Raw genomic sequence first — 21178 nt, forward strand, 5'->3', positions numbered from 1 at the left:
GAAGGAGAGGAACATGGCGGACAAAGCTGAGCCTAACGGTCCGGATCTGGCGCATGGCATCGCGCTTAGCATGTTCACGAGCGAGACCCTACTTGGGCATGTCGGCGATCAGGATGTTCTGCTGGTGCGCTCCGGCCCGGAGATTTTTGCCATCGACGCTTATTGCAGTCACTATCACGGGCCGCTCGCCGAAGGGCTTGTGGTTGCCGAGAGCATCCGCTGCCCCTGGCACCACGCCTGTTTCGATATGCGGACCGGCGAAGCAACCCGCGCGCCGGCGCTCTCCCCGCTCGTGGTCTGGCAAGTCGACTACGAGGACGACCGTATCTTCGTTCGGAGAAAGCGCCAACAGCCAAAGTCGCGCGGTAAGGGCCCCGTTGATGCACCCGGCAAGATCGTGATCGTCGGCGGTGGAGCGGCGGGATTCGCCGCGGCGGAGATGCTGAGGCGGCAGGAGTTTCGCGGCAGCATTGTCATGCTGAGCAACGATAGCGCACCGCCAGTCGATCGACCGAACCTATCTAAGGACTATCTCGCTGGCAGCGCGCCAGAAGATTGGTTGCCATTGGGTCCGGGCAACTTCTACGCTGAAGCCCGTGTCGATCTGCGGCTCAATACAGAGGTCGTCTCGATCGATACCAAGGCACGCCATGTCGCCATTGAAGGCGGTAGCGATATTCCTTTCGACCGCTTGCTGCTGGCGACAGGTGCGGAGCCCGTGAGGCTGCCGATCCCGGGCGCTGACCAGCCGCATGTCCATACGCTGCGCTCGCTTGCGGATTGCCGAGCGATCATCGAGTCTCTGAACGGCGCGCGCCGCGCAATCGTAATCGGTACCAGCTTCATTGGCCTCGAGGTCGCGGCGGCATTGCGTGCGCGAGGTATGGAGGTCCACGTCGTTGCACCGGAGCAACGGCCGATGGAGCGCGTGCTTGGGCCCGATATGGGAAACTTCGTGCGAGCGCTGCACGAAGAGCACGGCGTCATCTTCCATCTCGGAGATACCGTGGTCGCGATCGACGGCAAACGCGCGACGCTAAAGGGCGGCGGCGTGTTGGAGGCCGACGCTGTGGTCGTCGGCGTCGGCGTGCGTCCACGGCTGGGCCTGGCCGAGCAGGCCGGTCTTTCGCTGGAACGCGGGGTTACCGTGAATGCCTTTCTCGAAACCAGCATCCCTGGAATCTACGCAGCGGGCGATATCGCGCGCTGGCCCGATCCGCATTCGGGCGCAAATATCCGGGTCGAGCATTGGGTGGTGGCGGAGCGCCAGGGACAGGCTGCGGCCCGCAATATGTTGGGAGCACGTGAGGTGTTCGATGCGGTGCCATTTTTCTGGAGCCAGCATTACGACGTGCCGATCAATTACGTCGGTCACGCCGAAAGGTGGGACGAGATTGCTGTCGACGGCAGCATCGCCGCCCGGGATTGCCTGCTGAAATACAAAAGCAAGGACCGCGTACTTGCGGTCGCGTCGATCTACCGCGACCTCGCCAGCTTGCAGGCCGAACTAGCCATGGAGAGAAACGCAATGCGTTGAAGTCGCCTGACTGTTGCCGCGGGTGTGTCCTCGCAGTGCCACGCTGCGCTTCAAATCGTTCTAGGCCATTCAGCATGTAGAGCTCTCTACTGTCATTGGCGACTTCGCGTCCGCACAGTGCTGCAGCAAAACGCACAGGAGCCGGCGTCCTTAGGCGAAGTAAGAAACGCGAACCGCCGAAACGATCAACTAGATACCTTTCGATTCCGTTATGATGCGGTGGTGTCTAGAGAACGGGAATTGCGCAGCTAAGTTAGCGACAAAACGGCGCGGGCTACTTCGACAGCTTGATTTCGTGGGATATCTCGCCAAATATATCGCTATGGTTATCATTGCGCTTGATCAAACGTATTGTTGTCGCGCGGGCCTCTTGCAAGTCGGCAAGTAGCCCGGGCTGCCTTTGTTGCTGCCCGGGCTTAAGTTTCCACACAAATGCTGTCCTGCTTGATTGCGACGTTCCGGAGCACTCCGCGATCGTTTCGCGCTTGAGCCCCACGCGTGGATTCGCCGCTAGGCGACGGCAACGCGATCTAACGGCCTAGCCTACGAAAGCTGTCACGTACCAATACTGATGGCGATCCGTGCTTCGACCGAAAGATCGAGATTATTGTGACAGAAGGAGAAAGCGACGATGGAAACAAGAGAGATAGGCCGGTTGTATATGACAGCCGCCGGCAACGCAGTTGCGGCTATTGCTGACCATAACCTTAAGAGCATGAAATTGTCAGGCGCCAGTGCACTGCGGTCGTTCGAGTATTTAGCGCAGCTTGCTGGCGCGAAAACTGGAATGGAGGCGATCGAGTTTTCAGGTGCGCATTATCGAAATCAACTGAACGCACTAGGCGATTTCACCGACGGCCTCGTCGACCTTGCCCGCAAGATGCGACGGATGTGTCTTAACCCTTCAGAACGCGAGGGATCGTAGCAAGCTTCGTTGTCCCTTATCAAATGGTGCGTGTCTTTCATATGACATCATTGGGAGTCGACATGGCCGGGCAATTGCCTCCAATCCTCGTCGCGCGACGAGACTATGCGCGTCTAGAACGACTGGCTACTAATGCTGTGAGAGAGCGTCATCCGGTCGGCAGGTTTCTGATGTCGGAGCTTCGTCGGGCCGTTGTGTTCGACACTAACAAGATACCTGACGGCGTTGCTCGCATGAACGAGTGGGTAACATATAGGATCGATGGCAGCAGGCAGTCTGAAAGCAGAGTTCTGGTCTATCCAGACGGGCTCAGAAACGATCAAGTCGGTCTATCAGTACTTTCGCCGTTGGGTGCCGCCGTTCTCGGAGTAAGCATCGGGCATCGTATAAAATTCTTCAGTAACGAGGGTGGACTTCACTCAGTTATTGTCGAGGATGTGGTCGCGCCGGCGGGCGCACCCTTGCTGTTTCCGCTCAAAGCTCGCCGCAAGGCCGCTCGGGCTTCCCCCGATCCGCGCTGGCCCGATGACGACGGTCCCCAGGCTGCCTAGATTGGAACGAGATCAATCGCTCACTAACTTTAGGGAGTACGACATGCATCGTGACAGGACAGCCGAAAAGAGACCGCCAATTGCCATCGATGCGAACCACTTCGCCAAGCTATCTGCGCTTTCGTTGCTGACCCGCGGGCCGATAATGGAAGTATGCGAGTATCTTCGTGAGGAACTCGATCGTGCGCATGTCCTTCCGGCGGAAACATTGCGTCCGGACATCGTCAGTCTCGGCAGCCAGGTTGAATTTCGAGAGGAACAAACCGGAACGGTTCAGGAAATCATTCTGGTTTATCCGCTAGATGCCGACATCACACGTCGGCGCGTGTCCGTTTTGACGCCGGTCGGCGCTGCACTTCTCGGGCTTTCGGTCAATCAGACTATTTCATTCCATACCAGAACCGGCGAAAAGCGTGAGCTGACCGTGCTCAAGGTCAGGCGCGCCGTCTAGCCCGGTATCGGAGTCCGAAGGGAGCGCGGTGCCCAGGATTGGCATAGCGCTCATACCTTTGCTCGATGCGAAAGAACGAACAAACGATTAGCCTGCGTTCCTGACCCGCATAGTCGACGCAGTCGATCGAGAGCCCCAATAGCGCGCTGCCAAGCGGCGAAAGGATCGAGATAGGTTGATCTGCCCGACGTTCCCGGGACGGATCAATCGAACCTTCGACTCCTTTGTGAGTCGTGGTCGATGAAAGAGGCGCGAGTTCCTGCCGCGATGAGCGACGATCCGCTTCTGCGGCAACAATCTCAGATCGCTCGATCTCCTGACGCAAGACGCAAGAGCTCGGTGGTCGATGAAGGCGCGCCCGGCACCATTACGAGATCGGAAAGGCAAGTCTGAACGTGTGACTTGATTGGTGGGTCTGTTTTCCATGATCGACATATCAGCCAGCCTGTTTCCAAAGGTCACGGCAGTCCAAGAACATATGAACGCGGTGAGCGCATTCAAACGGAGGAGCGTCCGAAGCATGACGTGCGGCCGTCCAAGCTACGATTAGCTACCGTCATAGCGACCGCCAGCGAAGATGCGCCCCTCGTGGGATGTTTCGACCAAGAAGGATCTCTCTCAAAACAACGGCGTCGTTACGAACCTCATCATGCGCTGAAAAAACGAGTGTAATCCGTCCTTTTTGAGCGAGGGCGCGTAGTTCCCCGAGTCGGTCGCGATTCCGATGTATCTCCTCCGAGTAGCGGCGTCGAAACTCGTGCCAGCGAGCAGGATCATGTCCGAACCACCTCCGCAGCGCGGTGCTGGGAGCAATGTCCTTGGCCCAGAGATCGATCGCAGCATCTGATTTTCTGACGCCACGAGGCCACAGACGATCGATCAGTATTCGAGTGCCATCGCCCGAGCCAACGGAATCGTATGCGCGTTTTAGCTTGATGTTCTCGGCAACAATTCTCTTGCTCATCGATATTCCTCCCGTATCTTCGATGTCTTAGTCTGTTCCAATCCCGCGCGACGATCGCGTCACCGCATCTTCCTGTACAGCCATGCTGACGCTATGGGCCGGGGCGCTGGAGTCCTTGGTCACTTTCCGCACGCTATTTGCCGATATGGCCATTGACATAAATAACATCCCAGCGACCACCCAAAACGTCAGCCTGCCGTTGCCGTTGTCCGTCCAGAGTGAGCTGGAATGGCGGCGGCTATGTGAGGGAAGAAGCTCGATCAAACGAGCCGCCAGTATGCTTGCTTCCGACGGCGACCACCGATCGCTGTTCGATTTCCATATCTTCGAAGCAAGGCTGTTTATCGCCTGATCCCTGGAAAGCTGGGTCAAGCAAGCGGCCTCTTGCCATGGATCGACGTCCTGACGCGCGAGTACGGACAAGACGCTCAACGTCATCTCATCTGTCTCGCAAACCGACGCGAATAGGAACGCATCGTACTGGGACTCGAGACGAGAAAGTCCGGTCATTTCACACTCCCACTCTCGATGGGGAAGGCGCCGTGTTGGCAAACGTTGCGGCGCCGTTGCAGCTAACCGATCGCTGCTGCGTCGCGGTTTGGACGCCTGTTCGATCTCCCAGAGCACCAACACGAAGGCGATGCCCAGGCCGACAACAACGGCTACAAGGAGCAATGTCAGAGCCGGCGCTGTCAGCATGGGGAACATTTATCAAGCAACCATTGGCCCCGCGATTGTTAGTTTCAAAGCTCGGCGCGAAGGCGTTTTCCCGCAGCATCAGGACGAATTTAACAGAGATCAGGAAGTCGCATCCGAGACGTTTAGGTGAGAAGGGTTTCAAGTTGCTCGACCTGTTTGCGGTGCAGCAGCAGCAGATACACAAGCTTCGCATTCAGCTTTGAATCGAAGATGTTCAAAACGGCTTCCTCGATCATGTCCGCCAACCTGCTCTGATTGCAGCTCGCGAATGCGATCACACGCTGCAGGCCGCATTTTGCACTAAGCATTGCGGTTGTGTTTTTGCTGCTAACCGCATCGGTTCCTCCTCGCATAGCAATCTCTTTTCTGAGTAGTAGGCAGATTGCCCCTTGGGCCAGTTCAGACTCAAAAATCATGTCTGCAACATGAAGGTCGGCAGCGCGTCCGATTGCCGCAAACGCCTTGACGCCGATACGCTCCCCTTCAAGAAGCTCTTTGAGGAAATTCAGTACTTCTTCCTTAGACCAATCGCCGAAATTGACGGGATCGCCGTCATTCATCCCGCACGGAGAGGATGCCAGTTTCTTGATGGTGTCGTCTAAGTCAGCTTGTTTTGGTAACCGAACTTTCTGCATGATTTCGTTTCCCTGCGAGAACGAGATGATGAGGAGTCGCCCTCCTGATTTTCGTCAGACCGTCCATTGCTTAATGGGCTGCACGCAACTCTCGCCTTTTGGTCCAATTTCACAAGCGAGAAATATTGTCGGTTTGCATCAAGAAACTTGTTACGTCGGAAAAGTTCGAAATGGCTCGGTTTGCAGTCTGGTATGCGCGCACTTCCTCCGTCGTCTACTTCGAGGGTGGAGCGGGTGGACCGAGGCTCCGATTTCTCACGCCCTGCATTGCGCTTAAACAGGCGCGATCTTCTCGATCGCTTCGGACGCTTTTTCGAACCTCAATTGTTGCTTTTCCGCCTTGCGACCCTGTGCATGATCTCGAGCGTGATGCCGAGCCTCGTATAAAACTCGGGTCCCAATCCTGAAATTATCGACCGGCAGGCATGAGCGTCGCGCCAGCCTTGTTGCGGGCGAAGACTTTGCAGTCCTTTGGTCTTCAAGCGTGTGAATGTGCGTGCCGACCGTCGACTGGCTTACGTCACGCCGGTCAGCGGCGCTAATGAAGCTTCCACGCGATACCGAAGCGCGATCCTTGCCAGCTGCGTATCCGTGCGAGACGTCACACCAATAAACTCGATATTAAGTGGCGATACTTTTCGTTTGTCAAAATTAGTTGCGGACATACGCTGTTGGCAACGATCGGTGATCGGTGCACTGGCTGCGAGGCGCAACAGAGACCCAGATGACAGCAGAATCGTTTCGGGATTTGAGCTGGCGACTTCTCTGCTCAGAATGTTGAGCGGGGTGATGAACGAACGTTCGCGCTTCGTTAGTCCTGGCATTCTCGGCACGATCGGTCATCGCCTGTACGGTTTGGCCTATCGATGAAGGACGCCTGCAGCCTGGGCATCTATTCGCAGTAGCCGCCAGCAACCCTAACAGAGGCGCCACAGCCTTGCTTCGGGCGTCCTTAGTATCGATGGCAGGTTAGTGAGTAGGCGTGATTCCGTTGTTGCCTACGCAGGGCGGAGCCTCAGGCCCGGCAGCAAATGGCGCAGGACGTCGGTCCAAATGTCGAAAAAGGAGATCTCGCATGTATCAGAAAATTCTCTTGGCTTTCGATGGCTCACCCGATGGTCGCGAAGCTCTGGCTCAAGCCGAGACCTTGGCATCAGCGTGCGGTGCGACGGTTCATCTTCTTGCGATCATAGACCCGTCCGAAAGCATGCTTATCGTTGAGGCAATGTCTTTCACCCCCGATAATCAACAATTTGTAATCCAGGCCGTGCTTGACGAGGGCGTGAGGCGTTTACGAGGCGCTGGATGTACTGCAACCAGCGAACTTAAGTACGGCAAGCCAACGGAACAGATAATTCTGTCCGCAAGAGAGATAGACGCGGATTTGATCGTCGTCGGTCATCGGGATCAGGGGACGCTTGCGCGCTGGTTGAATGGCTCGGTCGGCGAATCTATCTTGCACCAGCCTCCATGCAGCGTGCTCGTCGCCGTAAAGTCCGAGCGAAGAGCGAGTAACGTCACGCCGATTCAGCAACTGAAGGCACGGGGGAAGTGATGAACTTCATGTTAAAACGCCCTATCTAGTGGTCGCAACCTTTACGATGCCATCGGGCGGCTTTTGCAAAAGACATCGTCCTGGGAGCATCTGTACAATTGACGGGGCCGGGTCGCCAATACCAGCCGCTATTATCGCGACGCCTATCAACTTGCGACCGACAAGATCAATGCAGCGGGCGGCGTCAAGGTCGGCAATGAATCGCTCAAACTGGCGCTCAAGTTTTACGACAATCAGTCTGTCGACGACCGCTCTGATAACGCTCCACACATCCCATTCGACAGCCGAGATACTGCCGTGGTCAAGAGATGTTGACCGCCAGGACACACAGTCATCAATGATAGGAAACGTGACCGATCATTTTCCTTAATCTGATGCCTGATGCAGAAACCTCAATTGGAAATCTCGCGGAGTCAAACGAACAGGATAAGCGGCAAGACGGCGCTCTCGTTCAAGATCGATCAAAAATAATGCACTCAGACGACAATTAAATTCGATTGCCCGACGCATCCGCGGGTGAGACACAGATAGCAACCTTGCTGCGGCAGCAAATGGACCAGCCATCGAGGTCAAGTCCGCAACTTGGTACAAGCGCGAATGTTGGATATCACCTAAGAGTGCGAGCCGATTTGTCGGAGCTATCTAATAATGTCGACTACGTCGAGGGTCATTGACGCGCACACTTTAGCTCACGCAAATCCGACAGGATGGCGGCGCTATCTTTACTCAACCAACCACAAAGACATCGGTACGATGTACTTCGTGTTCGCGATTTGCGCGGGCTTGATTGGCGGAGTCCTCTCCGTCGTGATTCGGATGGAATTGCAGCTCCCAGGCCTCCAGATTTTCTCCAACACGCACACCTATAACGTGTTCGTAACCGGTCATGGCCTGATCATGATCTTTTTCACGCTCATGCCGGCGATGATGGGTGGGTTTGGCAACTGGATGCTGCCGCTGATGATCGGCGCGCCGGACATGGCGTTTCCGCGCATGAACAACATTTCGTTTTGGCTGCTGCCAGCGTCGTTTGCGCTACTCATCATCTCGATGTTCGTCGAAGGCGGGCCCAGCTCAAACGGCGCTGGTACGGGTTGGACGCTCTACGCGCCCCTATCGACCTCAGGCCATCCCGGGCCCGCCGTCGATTTCGTGATCCTATCGATGCACCTCGCGGGTGCGTCTTCGATCCTCGGTTCGATCAATTTCATCACCACCATTTTCAATATGCGGGCGCCGGGCATGACCCTCCATAAAATGCCGTTATTCGCGTGGTCGGTCCTCGTGACGGCTTTCCTGTTATTGCTGTCGCTGCCGGTACTCGCCGGTGCCATCACGATGCTTCTCACCGATCGTAATTTTGGAACAACGTTCTTTGCCCCGGAAGGCGGCGGAGACCCAGTCTTGTATCAGCATTTGTTCTGGTTCTTCGGCCACCCCGAGGTTTACATCATGATATTGCCAGGCTTTGGCATCGTCAGTCATGTGGTTTCCACGTTCAGCCGCAAGCCGATCTTCGGCTATCTCGGAATGGTCTATGCACTGATTGCAATCGGAGTCATCGGCTTTTTGGTCTGGGCCCATCACATGTATACCGTCGGGATGTCGAGCAGCGCCCAGGCGTATTTTGCGGTCGCCAGCATGGTGATTGCGGTGCCGACCGGCATTAAGATCTTTTCGTGGATAGCCACTATGTGGGGCGGGTCCATGACATTCAAAACGCCGATGCTGTGGGCGATCGGGTTCATCTTCGTATTTACAATCGGCGGCGTCACTGGTGTTGTACTCGCCAATCCAGGCATCGACCGCACGTTGCAAGATACTTACTACGTGGTTGCACACTTCCATTATGTGTTATCGCTTGGCGCCGTGTTCGCGATCTTCGCAGGCTGGTATTACTGGTTTCCGAAAATGACCGGATACATGTACTCGAAAGCCGTCGGCAACCTACACTTCTGGCTGACATTTGTCGGCGTCAATCTTGCTTTTTTTCCGATGCATTTTCTCGGATTGTCGGGAATGCCGCGACGAATCGCAGATTATCCTGATGCATTTGCAGGCTTGAACCAGATTGCCTCGGTTGGATCATATATCTCCGCAGCTGGTCTGATCGCGTTCTTCGTTGGCATGGTCTATGCGTTCGTCCGGAAGGAGAAGACTGCGGACAACCCGTGGGGGCCTGGTGCGACTACGCTGGAGTGGACGTTATCTTCGCCGCCGCCGTTTCATCCATTTGAGGTCTTGCCCCGAATTGAATAGATGAATCCACGAGGCGCGTGAGGCGACATACTGCGGTCTCCCAATCGCCAAGAAAGCAGGTTGGAATGTTAGCACCGTCGAAGTCAGAAATCGAACGCTCAATCATGACTAAACAAGACGCGATTGAGAGACTTCGCTCTCTCCAAAGACACGGCGGGGAGGGCTCTAACGTGCATGCGAACGCGGACACGGTCCTCTGCGACTTCCTCGACGCAGTCGGCTATGAAGAGATCACACGCGAATTCCGGAAGGTTCACGAGATGTATCCGACAGTGACCCCTCGATACTCGAAACCTTCTTGGCGGTTGTAGGCATTGCGCTCGACGTCAAGGAGAACCGGGATCGCTCTGCCGGCTTTCGCGCCGCACACAGGCAGGAGGTCCAACTGTTCGATCCACTCGACGAGAACGGACGTACCGCACGCCACAATCCACTGGTCTAAATCTCTAGTCACCGCGAACGCCCGCGAGAAGGCTTGCCATTTACGCTTTCCTTACCGTGGTTGCGCCAGGCGGCAAACCGTCTGCGCAGCTGTGTCACCGGCAACGACCTAGTCGCGCGGCTCGGGGGCGGTGAATTTGCGATCGTCACGGCAGGTACCAGCGATAAGGCCGAGCTGAGCGTGCTGGCGGAGCAGATCCTGAAGGCGCTGCGCGCACCTGTGAATTGCAAGCTTCGGGTCGACGCCAGCATCGGCATCGCGATCCCGCCGGATTACGGCGACAATCTTGACAACCTGCTGAAATGCGCAGATCTCGCAATGTACGCGGCGAAATCCGAGGAACGCCGCACCTTCCGCTACTTCGTGCCCGAATACGATGCAAGGTCCGTCAGTGACGCGAGCTAAAGTTTGATCTTCGTCAAGCGCTTGTGCGCGGTGAGTTCGAACTGCGGTACCAGCCTCTGGTCGATCTCACGGCCAACGTCGTGACCGGATGCGAGGCGCTGCTACGATGGCGATGGGTCGGGAGAACCATAGGCTAGGCGGGACCATTGTCTTGGGAGTGCTTCCTCTCCAGAGCAGAACGGCCTATCTGTCGGTCCCGCGCCTTCGGCAAGACGCATCTCATTTGGATCGAGCGTTCGACGAAAGCTCAGCTGAAGACGTGGGTCGCGGCTACCGCGCGCAATCGCTTCAGCTCCTCAAATCGCTCAGTGACATCACGAAGGATCGCAGCCATTCCCAGTATGCGACCGGTTCGGTCGGAGAACGGCAGGATAGTGAATTCAATCGAGATGCGCGTTCCATCTTTTCGTAACGCCGGCACTGCAAGGACGTCACCGGCACCGTAACGCGTCTTCCCGGTTCGGATGGTTTCTGCAAAGCCATCCCAGTGGCGCGTTCGAAGGCTCTCCGGGATGATGATATCAAGCGATTTTCCCACGGCCTCGGCCTCGGAAAATCCAAAGATGCGCTCCGCAGCTCTGTTCCAAAAAGTGATGGTGCCTTGCGAATCCGCATAGATGATGGCATCAGGCGCTTCGCGCACCAGCGTTCGATAAAACCGATCAACGTCAGGGGTCATGAAGTCGCCTCCTGGTAATTTGCCTCGATCGTGTCATGCTTTTCCAACGCAGGCGACGGCATAGAGCTGGAATGCTCACCGATGTTTCCTCACAGAGTGTGGCGTACGGGACGTCATAACCATCTACGTCAGCTCGCTTTGCGGATCGCGATGCCCTTGGATTCGATACGGCCCATCAGATCGTTCCAAGACTTGACGAAAGACTGGGCGCCGTCGTCCTGCAGCTTGGCGGCGAGCACGTCGATATCGATACCGGCCCTTACGAAGTGGGTGAGAACTCTCTCGCAGTCGCCTCCGTCAGGAGCAAGCGTCGTGTCGACCTCGCCGTGGTCGTCGAAGGCCTTAAGGGTCGCGTCCGGTATCGTGTTGATAGTGAAGGGTGCCGCGAGTGCTTTGATGTAGAGGATATCGGAGGCGTGCGGATCTTTGGTGCCGGTGCTGGCCCATAGCAGGCGCTGAGGCAGTGCGCCCGCGTTGGCGGCGCGCAGGAAGCGCGGGGATGCGAGCAACTCTCGATAAGCCTTGTAGGTCCGCTGAGCGACGGCTATGCCGAGCCGGTTTGTCAGCTCGCCCGGAACCTTGCCGGCGACCGCGACATCCCAGCGGCTGACGAAGAGCGAGGCGACCGAGGCGACTGCCGGGTTCAGTCCCGCCGCGATGCGCCGCTCGACGCCGCGCAGATAGGCTTCGGCTGTCGCGACATATTGCTCGCGTGAAAAAAGCAGTGTGACGTTGATGGGAACGCCGGCAAAGATAGCCGCCTCGATGGCAGGCAGCCCTTCGGCAGTGCCGGGAATCTTAATGAACAGGTTGGGCTTGCCGCCACGCCGGTGAAGGTCGCGCGCCGCCTCGATGGTTCTGTCGTTGTCATGAGCGAAGGCGGGCGAGACTTCCAGCGACACCCAGCCGTCCATCCCGTTTGTCCGGGCGAAAACAGATTGGAACAACTCGGCAGCCCGGGTCAAATCTGCCAGGGCCAGATCGAAAAACAGATCTTCGGCCGATTTCGTCGGCAATGCGTTGCGGGAAATGTCGGCGTTATAGGTTGCGCTGTTTTTGATCGCATGATCGAAGATCGTGGGGTTCGACGTCACTCCCGTCACCGAGAGATCGTCGATGTAACGTTGCAAGGTGCCATTGTTCAGCAAATCGCGAGTGATGTTGTCGAGCCACAGGCTTTGGCCCAAATCGTGAAGTGTCTTTGTCGGTTTCATCCAGTCACCTCCGTTCTGAATGCGACGGGCATCGACGTCGCGCCAGGCGATAATTCGGCGGATGTGCTCCGGTCGTCATGTCCGCCGACAGGAAAACGCTGGGTTTGCCCATGCGGCTGGCAAACGTCAGGAAAACTTTTTAGCGAATTGTTTGGCCAGAGCGTCCGCCGTCGCGTCTGCTATTTGATAGACATGCTTCTTCATTTCTTCCCAGGTCTGGGCCTCGGCGTCGTAATTGCGATCCCTCAGTTGCTGGATTTGTTGGATGTGATGGCCGCCATGCGCCAGAAGAAGGCTTTGCACTGCGTCTTTCGGCAAATAAGGATTCGCTTGACTCAAGAAGGTCGCGATCTCATCGGCGTTTGACGTAAGGGACTGAGTTGCCTTTGCCTGGGCAGAAACATCACCGGCTACAGCTGCAACCAGATAGGCTTTCACCGCGCCATAATGGCCAGCGAGAAGCTTGAAAAACTTATCCCTTGCTGGTGCACCATAAAAGGGCTCAATTGAGGCGGCGATAGCTTGCGCATTTGCAACTGCTTGCTTTTCCGAGGCCTTCATCGCCGAATCGTTCTTGTCGATCGCTGCGACCGAAACGTTCCGCACCCAGAAAATGTGACCAAGCCAAAGATCTCGAAGGGCCACTGCGGTTTGAAACGTCTTCTGATCACTCGCAGCATTCTTTTGTGCGTCAGATCCCGAAGCGGCGGTCTTGCTGTGATCGTGCCTGGCGCGCGCGAGAGCGCTTTCCGAAACCGGAACGATCGCCGCGGTAGCAACCGCCAGCGTAAGGAAGCGTCGACGATTGGCAACGTTCTTTGAAGGTAGGGTTTGTGACATCACGTCCTCCTATATCGGCGCGACCTTTAATCAAGCCTTTGACGAGCGCCGTAACGCCATTTTGGTATTTCATCAACGACAACACCTAGCAAACGAATTTAACTGTCGTTTGAGTGCAGGATTTATGTTTGGAACGCGCCTCACTTAAAGGATCGCAAAATCGTCTTGTGCGAGATCCATTGCGACCTCCCCTGCAAATTGGTTTCCAAGAGGTTCGATTCCGAGTGCCTGTGCAACAGCCGAGCGACATAGCTCGCCGCGATGCCCATGAGTGCAACCGACAAGCCAAGCCCAATGATCAGAACAGTGAGATGCTCTCGTGCGGTGCCTGCGACGGCCACACATTGTCGAGGGACATTGATACATCCGCCACGACGATCTGACTTGCAGCCTGAGCAAACGACTTCCGCGGGGCATGCCTTGCAATTGTCCCGTCTGCATTGATGTCTATATCGGTCATTGCTTCGACTGCGTCGTTCTTCCCCTCCGCGGAAAGCCGCAATTCTCGGAACATTCTCCAACTCACCCAAAGCAGGAGAATGCCCCCCGCAAGCACCAGCCCCACCGTCTGCAACAGCTGGGTCGTGGCTGCGGCGAACGTTATCCGCAGGACCGTCGTGATACCCACCAGGACGGCTTTCGTCCGTTGCTGCAGCGGTGACCCTGCCGCGGCCAAGCCGATGACAATGGCGTTGTCACCGGTCAAGACCATGTCGATCATTATGACTTGAAGGAGTGCTGCGGCCTCGTTTGAAACGAAATGGAGCATGGCCGACGTTTCTGGCTTCTGATGAGGTTGCGGATCCGGGTCCGTTGGGCGAACTGGTCAGATACGATTATCGAGACCCCGCAGGCACGATTCAGAACACCAGCACTTGTTGAGGGTCGCTGGGCATACCGACTGCAAACCCAATGAACGGATACGCACCGGGCAGCTCTGGGCCTATGCACGGAACGACCGCCCGTAGGACGAGACCGATCCGCCGGGCGTCGTGTATGTCTATGCACCGGATCGCAAGGCCGAACGGAGATCGTGCGGCACGTCGACGTAGCGCGAAGCGCGATGTCAGGAAGCGATCGGCGCATCCATAGCGCCCAGTCGAGCAAGAACGGTTGCGATAACGTAACCTCGCTGGCGATGGTCAACGCAGCCCCGTGACCAGGCAGCAACGCCACTTGGTGACGCACCCGCTGCCACAAAATCGTCCTGTCGAAACGATTTCCAAGAAGGTTCCCGCGAGTTCGATGTCCATGCTTCATCCAACACAAATGATGCGCTGAAGCGTCAATTAAATTCGTTTGTTTGACGTTATTTCGGATGAGATACAGCATGCAAGTTTAGATGATGCTGACGCGGCACTACTTCTCGGCGAGGTAATCAGACAGAATCTGAATGTCGTTCGCCTCTAACCTGGATTGTCGCAGTAATTGCGTCGTGATCTGAAAACAGGAATGGAGCTCCCATGACCAATGATCGGATGGACAAGACTCTTCGTGCGAACCGGCGTGACTTCCTCGTCGGGGTTGTCGGCGCAGCTTCGATGGCGCCGCGCGCCGTCCTCGCCACGGCCGCCACAACCACTGTTCTTGCTGAAGTGGTCCAGCCTGCATCCGCCCAGACGGCGAATGCCGCCGCTGGCTCCGGCGAAAGCACACTACTGCTGCCAGTACCTGGCTATCTGTCCTTCGGACCAGACGAAGCCGGCTTTGTCGAGGCAATGGTCAACGTGATGTGTCCGGCGGATGCGCTGACACCCGGCGGCGTCGATTGCGGGCTTGGGGTCTTCATCGATCGGCAACTCGCCGGCGGCTTCGGCAAGGGCGCGCGGCTGTATATGCGCGGCCCCTGGCGAGAAGGTAAACCTGAGCTGGGCTATCAATTACCGCTCACACCCGAGCAGTTTTTCAAGGCGGGGCTCGCTGCCGCAGATGCGGCCTGCCAAAAGCAGTACGGCAAACGCTTCAGTGAATTGGATGAGAGTGACGCGGACAAATTTCTTCACGAAATTGCCGATGGCAAGGTGACAGACGAGAGCGTCCCGCTCGCCTCGTGGTTCAACGAACTCGTCTATCCGTTATTTGAGCAAGCCTGTTTCGCCGATCCAGTTTACGGCGGCAATGTCGGCAAGGTGTTCTGGAGAGCCATCGGCTATCCAGGCCTTCCTGCGGTTTATTCGCAGGACATGATCGATTTTCGAGGCAAGCCCTTCCCTGGTGCCGCCGATCCGAAATCGATCGCCGACTTCGCCTAAGGGAGGTAATCATGGCTACACGCTTAAAGCACCGCACTGTCGTTTTTGTTGGCGGAGGATTTACAGCCGCGCTGACCGCCAGGCAGCTGACGGCAAAAGGCGTCGACGTTCTCGTCCTCGAGCGCGGTGATGACCGCACCCATAGCGCCGCAACAAGCCTGCCCTCGCAGCGCGACGAACTGCGCTGGGACGTCCATGGCAACCTCTTTCAGGATTGGTCCATCCAGACCTACACGCTTCGCCATAACGGTGGCGAGACGGCCCTGCCGATACGACGCCTTCAGGCCTTCAAGCCGGGGGAGGGGATGGGCGGTGCTGCCAATCACTGGAACGGCCAAACCTGGCGCTGGGGCGAGCATGATCCGGAAATGCGCACCCATCTCGAGAATCGCTATGGAAAGAAGGCCATTCCGGCCGACATGGCGATCCAGGATTGGGGCGTCACCTATGCTCAGATGGAGCCCTATCACGACCAATTCGAGAAGCTGTTCGGTATTGCCGGCAAAGCAGGCAATCTGCGCGGCAAGGTGCAGGACAGCGGCAACCCCTTCGAGGCACCGCGGCAGAACGAATACCCGCAAAAACCGCTGCCGATCACCGAGGCGGGCGTGATCTTTACCGAAGCGACCAAGAAGCTCGGCTACAAACCGTTTCCCATGCCGGCGGCGAACTCACCGGTGGCCTATACCAACCCTGACGGCATGCAGCTTGGTCAATGCCAGTTCTGTGGTCATTGCGAACGCTTCATCTGCGAAGCCAACGCCAAGGCAAGCCCTGAAGTCCTGCTTTACCCGATGCTGCGGAAGCGCAAGGGTTTCGAGCTGCGCTTGCGAACCCATGTTCTCGAGATCCTCTATGATCGCAAGACCAAGCGCGTGACGGGCGTGCGCTACATAGACCGTGTGACCGGCGAAGAATATGAACAGCCTGCCGACGTCGTCGTGCTTTCGTCCTTTACCATGTCGAACAACAAGTTCCTGCTGATGGCGGGGATCGGCACGCCCTACGATCCGAAGACTGGCAATGGGGTGGTCGGCAAGAATTTCTGCCACCAGACGATGTCGAGCACACATGTCTTCTTCAAGGACCGTTGGATCAACCCGTTCCTTGCTTCCGGCGCTTCACAGACCGTGATCGACGAGTTCAACGGCGACCATTTCGACCACAGCAAACTCGGCTTCCTTGGAGGCGGATACATCTACGCTAATGTGACCAACGGACGGCCGATCACGAGCCGTGCCGTGCCGCCCGGAACGCCGAAATGGGGCTCGACATGGAAGAAGGCCAACGCAGATTGGTACGCGCATAATTTCAGCATATCCGCGCATGGCAGCTGGTATCCGAATCGCGAGAATTATGTCGATCTCGATCCGACCTATGTCGATGCCTATGGACAACCACTTCTGCGCATGACGTTCGACGTTCGCGAGAACGAGCACAAGATGTCGATATATCTTTCGAAGAAGATCGACGAGATCGCCAAGGCGACAGGCGCCGATGTCGCGCCGCCGACAGCACCCCGCAAGGGACCCTACGACGGTCGTGTCTACCAGACCACCCATGTGACAGGCGGTACGATCATGGGAAGTGATCCCGGCACCAGCGTTGTGTCTCCCCATCTGCAGCATTGGGACGCAGAGAACCTCTTTGTCGTCGGGGCATCCGTCTACCCCTTCAACGCCGGCTACAATCCGACCGGACCGTTGGGAGCGCTCGCGCTGAGACTCGGCGACGATCTCAACGACTACGTCGCACGGCCGCGCCACCTCTAAGCCCGTTCGCAAAATGAGTTCAACAATGAAAGACACGGGAAGGTTCGGCGCATTTATCGCCGTGCTCATGCTTGCAGGCTCAACCGCGAGCCCCGGCTACACACAGGATGACGCTCACGGAAAGAGCGTCTTCAAGGCTTGCGCGGCATGCCACGCCACGGACCATACCAACCGTGTCGGTCCGGGCCTGGAAGGGATTGTCGGCAGGACGGCTGGAACGGCTCCCGGCTTTCGCTACAGTAACGCGATGAAGAATTCCGGAATCGTCTGGGACGAGAAGACGCTCGATGCATATCTGGAATCGCCGCAGAAGGCCGTCCCCGGAAACAAGATGCCCTACGCGGGGCTGAAGAACACGACGGATCGGGCGGACATCATTGGCTACCTTGCAACATTGAAGTAGCTGCGTTCCCCAGCGGAGCACAGGCAAACTTTTACGCGACGGATCTCCATGGAACGGAGCCCCGGCGTGCGGAAGCGGAAGGGTTCGCCCCGATTCAAAGCCACCCGCGCGCGCGGGGCAGACCACTCCCATCCGGCTGAAGGATTATTGGAAGCGGGCCGGATCACAACGATGAACTATATCGTGGCCGCCATCGATCGGCAATGAAGGCCAGCACGGCGCGGCCTGCTAACGACACGAGCGCATCACGGATCTTGCCAGAGGAAGGGGCCAATATGGCCACACACGGCAGGGCAAAAGATCGGTCGCGACCACTATCATACGGAAATCAATATGACGGCCACGCGCTCGTCGCGGACGAGCCCTCGACAAAGGTGGTCGAAACGATGGCCATCTCCATTCGACCTGTCACACGTGCCGAGTAAGGCTTGTTGGCCTAAAGTAGGAGTCCCGCGGAGTGAATTGTTTGGCAATTGCGAGCGCCTTGCCTTCGCAGCTTTCGAGCGCGAGTTTTTGCGCCAACATGGGCGCGATCTTTCTCGCCGAACCGCGTTACGCCACGGCCAAATTGCGCCTGCGCGCGTTAGGGCGTCCATCCACCAAGGGATTTTACGCGCCCAACGCTTCGCTGTTGGGAGCACTAAGAGAAAGGATTTGACGTTCGTACTCGCGTTCGATCAAACGCCAGCAATCGCAGGAGATTTGCGCCAGTCGAACAGGATCGCGGACGACAAGGCGGCCACGCATCATTTCGATAAGCCCCGCCCTCCTGAATTGGAGAAGGCAGTCCGTGACGCCTGCACGACGTACCCCGAGAAGCTGAGCCAGCACTTGGTGCGTGAGAGGGATGTCGTCAGATTCCAGAGCATCGCGCGCGAGCAGCAGCCATCGCCCGAGGCGCTGCTGTAACTGATGGGACGTATTGCATGCCCCTGACTGGACGGTCTGAACAAGCGCGGACGCGATATAGGCGTGCACCACGGTGCGAAACGTCGGCAGATTAGCAAGCGCCTGTTGAAACCGATCCACCCTGAGCCGATAGGCCGCACCCGCCACCAGTACAGTTCGGCGGTGCATCGGCCGCGCGTTTGTCGTCAAAGCGAGAGGTATTCCGACAAGTCCTTCCGAGCCAATCAGCCACACCTCAATAAACTTTTGCGAGCTCACCTTGGCACCGACCGACACAAGCCCGGTCTCCACGAAATAGACATGCTGCATGCGAACGCCGTAGCGGTGAAGCACTTGGCGTTTCGCCAGCGCCACCTCTTCCGAGAGCGACAGAACATGCTCAAGTTCGTCATGCGGAAGAAGACGCAGCAATCTGTTTCGGACTTCAGCAGACATCGAGTGGAATGTCCTAACGCCCCCTCAACGACCGCGGGCATCCATGTGTACGATTTCGTACAAAGATAAAAAGCGGAAGTCACATTTATGTCAATCCGACGACCGACGACTCTCCTAATGATGTTAGATGATTTTCAGCTACATCACCTGCCTTCGGTGTTTCCATCCCAATTCAATAGCCAGTTTCGTTGAAACCGAGCACGAACGCAGTCACATCTTGATGTCCTCCGCCCCCAGCAAGGTCGCGCTGTTCATTGATGGTGCTAACCTTTATGCAACCGCCAAGAATCTTGGCTTCGATGTCGACTACAAGCGCCTGCTTAAAGAATTTCAGAACCGTGGAACGCTGGTGCGCGCGTTCTACTACACGGCGATCATCGAGGATCAGGAATACTCCTCGATCCGCCCGCTGATCGATTGGCTGGATTACAACGGCTTCACCGTGGTGACGAAGGCCACCAGGGAGTTCATTGACGCAAGCGGCCGTCGTAAGGTCAAGGGCAACATGGACATTGAACTGGCGGTCGATGCGATGGAGCTCGCAGATCAAATCGACGAAATGGTGTTGTTCTCTGGCGACGGCGACTTTCGCCCACTGGTGGAAGCGGTGCAGCGTCACGGGGTCCGTGTTACCGTCGTGTCCAGTCTTGCCACTCAGCCGTCAATGATCGCCGACGAGTTGCGACGGCAGGCCGACTTCTTTTGCGATGTCAGAGAACTGCAGCCAAGGATTGGGCGCGATCCTTCTGAGCGAGCGCCATCTCGTATTGCGCGGGATCAAGCGCCGCGGTTCATGCAGCGCGCCATCGGGCGGTCGGGTAATAATGACGACGACTAATGAGACATACGGAATTCAGGACGAGTGAAGGTTAGCCTTCGGGGGGCGATATGGATTTGGTCGTATCAACGACGCGGGGGCACGATCTCACTCACATTGGCCAACTGGGCTTGAGGACCGCGTCCCGCCAAGTGATGTAGGCTCCCCCACCCCGAGGGCCCTAAGGTTCACGTCGAATGGGGACCGGATTTTTCCCTTCACCATGCGGTAAGTTTTCCGGATATCACCCCCAGCCTAGTGGCCAAAGTGGCCCCACAATCGCAAGAATTGACTCCTCGCCTTGGTAGTCCAGGAGTGTTCCGTGAATGGTTCGCCCGCCGATTTGGTTCTGAAGGGCCCCACGGGTCCAGTATTCCCAGATCGCTGCGCGGACTACGAAACCGCGGCAGGCCTGGCTGCTCGGCATCGCTGAACGTGCCTATTACCAATCCTATCACGGTGGAGATAGGAAACGTGCTCACTCATCGTCGGACGGCGGATCTTCTTTTTTTCCGTCGAACGTTAGCTTTAGTATCGTTTTAAGCAAACGACGCTCAGTCGCACCCTCACTCACAGTCTCGGGCGTTGCCGTCGCAACAATCCTCTCTTCCTTGGCATCCGATTCTGATACGTTTACGTCGAGCAGCTTTAGCGCCGCGGAGAGCGTATTTCGGAGTTCAATCTTTCGCTTGCGACTCACTCTTTCCTTGAATTCGAGCCGCAGCCAATCATTCAGGATCGCTTCTTTGCCGTAAAAGGTTCCAAAATCGCCGTCGCGCGACACAATGACGATATTCTCTTTTCCAGCGCTTTCAGATGCACATTCAATTATCCATTCCCAATTGATCGCATCGCCCATCTTCAGCGTGTCGTCCTTACGTGGCGGGTAACCCAGCCCGAATCGCTTTCTAGCGAGGTGACGAATGGCGTATCGGCGCTTGCTCGGCCGCTTGAGATTTAGCGAAGATTGGTAGCTGAATATCCGCGAAAGCGACCTGAACAATTTGTCGTGGCGCGCCGGATCTCTTAAAGCCTTCTCGATCTGACCTATCACCTTTTCGTATTGTGCTTGAGCCTTCTTTTGGTGCGACGTGAAGGTCTTCGCTGCTTGTGCATCGTTGAGAAACGATGGGGTCTTTGAGTTTACCGGTTTTACAAACTCCCGAATTGTTTGAGTGATCACCTTCTGCCTGTTCTTCAAGAATTCCATCCAGACTTGGTCGGTCAGGATGAGGGACTCTTTGTGCTTTTCTAGTTGCGCTAACGTGCGCGTCGCGGACGCTCCTGGCAGCCGATAGAAGTCGAGCAGAATGTTGGTATCAACGAACAAGAGCCACTTTGCCCGCTGCCTGCGTTTAGCTCTTTTTGCTCTTACAGCCATTCCCGTCCCCAGCCCTTAGCCTGGCGGTGATGCTTCCGCCAAGCCAACCCCTT

Annotated in this window: 22 protein-coding genes and 2 pseudogenes; 14 read left to right on the forward strand and 10 right to left on the reverse strand. The window is 56.7% G+C overall.

Features of this window, described 5'->3' with window-relative positions:
- The first annotated feature begins 13 nt into the window (after nt 1-13).
- The 4 genes from LRP30_RS37585 to rnk all read left to right on the forward strand — a co-directional run bounded on the left by LRP30_RS37585 (nt 14) and on the right by rnk (nt 3464).
- The gene (locus LRP30_RS37585; protein WP_249758080.1) at nt 14-1537 is read left to right on the forward strand and encodes an FAD-dependent oxidoreductase; all 1524 of its coding nucleotides are present in this window, start codon (nt 14-16) and stop codon (nt 1535-1537) included.
- A 631-nt stretch (nt 1538-2168) separates the two neighbouring features.
- Nucleotides 2169-2462 carry a hypothetical protein gene (locus tag LRP30_RS37590; protein ID WP_249758081.1) on the forward strand — a complete coding sequence of 98 codons (294 nt, stop codon included), beginning with the start codon at nt 2169-2171 and terminating at the stop codon, nt 2460-2462.
- Between the two features lie 62 nt (nt 2463-2524).
- Nucleotides 2525-3013 carry a GreA/GreB family elongation factor gene (locus LRP30_RS37595; RefSeq protein WP_249758082.1) on the forward strand — a complete coding sequence of 163 codons (489 nt, stop codon included), beginning with the start codon at nt 2525-2527 and terminating at the stop codon, nt 3011-3013.
- A gap of 43 nt (nt 3014-3056) precedes the next feature.
- The gene (gene rnk, locus LRP30_RS37600) at nt 3057-3464 is read left to right on the forward strand and encodes a nucleoside diphosphate kinase regulator (protein ID WP_249758083.1); all 408 of its coding nucleotides are present in this window, start codon (nt 3057-3059) and stop codon (nt 3462-3464) included.
- A gap of 556 nt (nt 3465-4020) precedes the next feature.
- Here rnk and LRP30_RS37605 read toward each other — a convergent pair.
- From LRP30_RS37605 to LRP30_RS37620, 4 genes are all read right to left on the reverse strand, one after another.
- Nucleotides 4021-4428, reverse strand: coding sequence for a DUF488 family protein (locus tag LRP30_RS37605; protein ID WP_249758084.1), 408 nt, complete (start codon nt 4426-4428; stop codon nt 4021-4023).
- Between the two features lie 27 nt (nt 4429-4455).
- Nucleotides 4456-5127, reverse strand: coding sequence for a hypothetical protein (locus tag LRP30_RS37610; protein ID WP_249758085.1), 672 nt, complete (start codon nt 5125-5127; stop codon nt 4456-4458).
- A 122-nt stretch (nt 5128-5249) separates the two neighbouring features.
- On the reverse strand, nt 5250-5762 hold the full coding sequence (locus LRP30_RS37615; RefSeq protein WP_249758086.1) for a hypothetical protein: 513 nt from the start codon (nt 5760-5762) through the stop codon (nt 5250-5252).
- 515 nt (nt 5763-6277) lie between these two features.
- Nucleotides 6278-6586 (reverse strand): hypothetical protein, encoded by a 309-nt coding sequence (locus tag LRP30_RS37620; RefSeq protein ID WP_249758087.1) that lies wholly within the window; start codon nt 6584-6586, stop codon nt 6278-6280.
- 251 nt (nt 6587-6837) lie between these two features.
- On the opposite strand from LRP30_RS37620, the gene LRP30_RS37625 reads away from it, so the two are divergent.
- The 6 genes and pseudogenes from LRP30_RS37625 (at nt 6838) to LRP30_RS37650 (ending at nt 10560) form a co-directional block, all read left to right on the forward strand.
- Nucleotides 6838-7317 (forward strand): universal stress protein, encoded by a 480-nt coding sequence (locus tag LRP30_RS37625; protein ID WP_249758088.1) that lies wholly within the window; start codon nt 6838-6840, stop codon nt 7315-7317.
- Between the two features lie 74 nt (nt 7318-7391).
- A pseudogene (locus LRP30_RS37630) lies at nt 7392-7557 on the forward strand (amino acid ABC transporter substrate-binding protein); the annotation flags it as partial.
- A gap of 408 nt (nt 7558-7965) precedes the next feature.
- Nucleotides 7966-9576 carry a cytochrome c oxidase subunit I gene (gene ctaD / locus LRP30_RS37635; RefSeq protein WP_249758089.1) on the forward strand — a complete coding sequence of 537 codons (1611 nt, stop codon included), beginning with the start codon at nt 7966-7968 and terminating at the stop codon, nt 9574-9576.
- A gap of 298 nt (nt 9577-9874) precedes the next feature.
- Nucleotides 9875-10018, forward strand: coding sequence for a hypothetical protein (locus LRP30_RS37640; protein WP_249758090.1), 144 nt, complete (start codon nt 9875-9877; stop codon nt 10016-10018).
- Nucleotides 10019-10051: 33 nt separating this feature from the next.
- Complete coding sequence (locus LRP30_RS37645; RefSeq protein ID WP_249758091.1) at nt 10052-10423, forward strand: GGDEF domain-containing protein; 372 nt, start codon at nt 10052-10054, stop codon at nt 10421-10423.
- A gap of 23 nt (nt 10424-10446) precedes the next feature.
- Nucleotides 10447-10560, forward strand: coding sequence for a hypothetical protein (locus LRP30_RS37650; RefSeq protein ID WP_249758092.1), 114 nt, complete (start codon nt 10447-10449; stop codon nt 10558-10560).
- A 110-nt stretch (nt 10561-10670) separates the two neighbouring features.
- Here the strand turns inward: LRP30_RS37650 and LRP30_RS37655 are convergent, their stop codons facing one another.
- The 4 genes and pseudogenes from LRP30_RS37655 to LRP30_RS37670 all read right to left on the reverse strand — a co-directional run.
- Nucleotides 10671-11102 (reverse strand): PAS domain S-box protein, encoded by a 432-nt coding sequence (locus LRP30_RS37655; RefSeq protein ID WP_249758093.1) that lies wholly within the window; start codon nt 11100-11102, stop codon nt 10671-10673.
- A gap of 128 nt (nt 11103-11230) precedes the next feature.
- Nucleotides 11231-12316, reverse strand: a complete 1086-nt coding sequence (tal, locus tag LRP30_RS37660; RefSeq protein WP_249758094.1) for a transaldolase — start codon at nt 12314-12316, stop codon at nt 11231-11233.
- 126 nt (nt 12317-12442) lie between these two features.
- The gene (locus LRP30_RS37665) at nt 12443-13156 is read right to left on the reverse strand and encodes a hypothetical protein (protein WP_249758095.1); all 714 of its coding nucleotides are present in this window, start codon (nt 13154-13156) and stop codon (nt 12443-12445) included.
- 224 nt (nt 13157-13380) lie between these two features.
- Nucleotides 13381-13925, reverse strand: a pseudogene (locus LRP30_RS37670) (YjbE family putative metal transport protein); the annotation flags it as partial.
- Nucleotides 13926-14619: 694 nt separating this feature from the next.
- Between LRP30_RS37670 and LRP30_RS37675 the strand changes: the two are divergent.
- Genes LRP30_RS37675 through LRP30_RS37685 form a run of 3 tightly spaced genes read left to right on the forward strand, consistent with a single transcriptional unit; the run spans nt 14620 to nt 17583 of the window.
- On the forward strand, nt 14620-15408 hold the full coding sequence (locus LRP30_RS37675) for a gluconate 2-dehydrogenase subunit 3 family protein (protein ID WP_249758096.1): 789 nt from the start codon (nt 14620-14622) through the stop codon (nt 15406-15408).
- 11 nt (nt 15409-15419) lie between these two features.
- A complete protein-coding gene (locus LRP30_RS37680; RefSeq protein ID WP_249758097.1) occupies nt 15420-17180 on the forward strand; it encodes a GMC family oxidoreductase in 1761 nt (586 codons plus the stop codon).
- Between the two features lie 25 nt (nt 17181-17205).
- Entirely contained in the window at nt 17206-17583 is a 378-nt protein-coding gene (locus LRP30_RS37685; RefSeq protein ID WP_249758098.1) for a cytochrome c family protein, read from the forward strand.
- Nucleotides 17584-18192: 609 nt separating this feature from the next.
- Here the strand turns inward: LRP30_RS37685 and LRP30_RS37690 are convergent.
- Nucleotides 18193-18927: a Crp/Fnr family transcriptional regulator gene (locus tag LRP30_RS37690; protein WP_249758099.1), complete on the reverse strand. Its 735-nt coding sequence runs from the start codon at nt 18925-18927 to the stop codon at nt 18193-18195.
- A 220-nt stretch (nt 18928-19147) separates the two neighbouring features.
- On the opposite strand from LRP30_RS37690, the gene LRP30_RS37695 reads away from it, so the two are divergent.
- On the forward strand, nt 19148-19765 hold the full coding sequence (locus LRP30_RS37695) for an NYN domain-containing protein (RefSeq protein ID WP_249761925.1): 618 nt from the start codon (nt 19148-19150) through the stop codon (nt 19763-19765).
- A gap of 457 nt (nt 19766-20222) precedes the next feature.
- Here LRP30_RS37695 and LRP30_RS37700 read toward each other — a convergent pair whose 3' ends face one another.
- Nucleotides 20223-21125: a PIN domain-containing protein gene (locus LRP30_RS37700; protein ID WP_249758100.1), complete on the reverse strand. Its 903-nt coding sequence runs from the start codon at nt 21123-21125 to the stop codon at nt 20223-20225.
- Nucleotides 21126-21178 lie beyond the last annotated feature (53 nt).

It is taken from the genome of Bradyrhizobium sp. C-145 (genome assembly GCF_023375135.1).
Lineage (GTDB): Bacteria > Pseudomonadota > Alphaproteobacteria > Rhizobiales > Xanthobacteraceae > Bradyrhizobium > Bradyrhizobium zhanjiangense.

Excerpts from the sequence above, each read along its gene's own strand:
- LRP30_RS37665 (WP_249758095.1), bottom strand. The coding sequence starts at position 13,156 with ATGTCACAAACCCTACCTTCAAAGAACGTTGCCAATCGTCGACGCTTC.
- LRP30_RS37680 (WP_249758097.1), top strand. The coding sequence starts at position 15,420 with ATGGCTACACGCTTAAAGCACCGCACTGTCGTTTTTGTTGGCGGAGGA.
- LRP30_RS37675 (WP_249758096.1), top strand. The coding sequence starts at position 14,620 with ATGACCAATGATCGGATGGACAAGACTCTTCGTGCGAACCGGCGTGAC.
- LRP30_RS37685 (WP_249758098.1), top strand. The coding sequence starts at position 17,206 with ATGAAAGACACGGGAAGGTTCGGCGCATTTATCGCCGTGCTCATGCTT.
- LRP30_RS37625 (WP_249758088.1), top strand. The coding sequence starts at position 6,838 with ATGTATCAGAAAATTCTCTTGGCTTTCGATGGCTCACCCGATGGTCGC.
- LRP30_RS37585 (WP_249758080.1), top strand. The coding sequence starts at position 14 with ATGGCGGACAAAGCTGAGCCTAACGGTCCGGATCTGGCGCATGGCATC.
- LRP30_RS37610 (WP_249758085.1), bottom strand. The coding sequence starts at position 5,127 with ATGCTGACAGCGCCGGCTCTGACATTGCTCCTTGTAGCCGTTGTTGTC.
- LRP30_RS37590 (WP_249758081.1), top strand. The coding sequence starts at position 2,169 with ATGGAAACAAGAGAGATAGGCCGGTTGTATATGACAGCCGCCGGCAAC.
- rnk (WP_249758083.1), top strand. The coding sequence starts at position 3,057 with ATGCATCGTGACAGGACAGCCGAAAAGAGACCGCCAATTGCCATCGAT.
- LRP30_RS37655 (WP_249758093.1), bottom strand. The coding sequence starts at position 11,102 with ATGACCCCTGACGTTGATCGGTTTTATCGAACGCTGGTGCGCGAAGCG.
- LRP30_RS37615 (WP_249758086.1), bottom strand. The coding sequence starts at position 5,762 with ATGCAGAAAGTTCGGTTACCAAAACAAGCTGACTTAGACGACACCATC.
- LRP30_RS37690 (WP_249758099.1), bottom strand. The coding sequence starts at position 18,927 with ATGTCTGCTGAAGTCCGAAACAGATTGCTGCGTCTTCTTCCGCATGAC.
- LRP30_RS37620 (WP_249758087.1), bottom strand. The coding sequence starts at position 6,586 with ATGCCAGGACTAACGAAGCGCGAACGTTCGTTCATCACCCCGCTCAAC.
- ctaD (WP_249758089.1), top strand. The coding sequence starts at position 7,966 with ATGTCGACTACGTCGAGGGTCATTGACGCGCACACTTTAGCTCACGCA.
- LRP30_RS37695 (WP_249761925.1), top strand. The coding sequence starts at position 19,148 with ATGTCCTCCGCCCCCAGCAAGGTCGCGCTGTTCATTGATGGTGCTAAC.
- tal (WP_249758094.1), bottom strand. The coding sequence starts at position 12,316 with ATGAAACCGACAAAGACACTTCACGATTTGGGCCAAAGCCTGTGGCTC.
- LRP30_RS37605 (WP_249758084.1), bottom strand. The coding sequence starts at position 4,428 with ATGAGCAAGAGAATTGTTGCCGAGAACATCAAGCTAAAACGCGCATAC.
- LRP30_RS37595 (WP_249758082.1), top strand. The coding sequence starts at position 2,525 with ATGGCCGGGCAATTGCCTCCAATCCTCGTCGCGCGACGAGACTATGCG.
- LRP30_RS37700 (WP_249758100.1), bottom strand. The coding sequence starts at position 21,125 with ATGGCTGTAAGAGCAAAAAGAGCTAAACGCAGGCAGCGGGCAAAGTGG.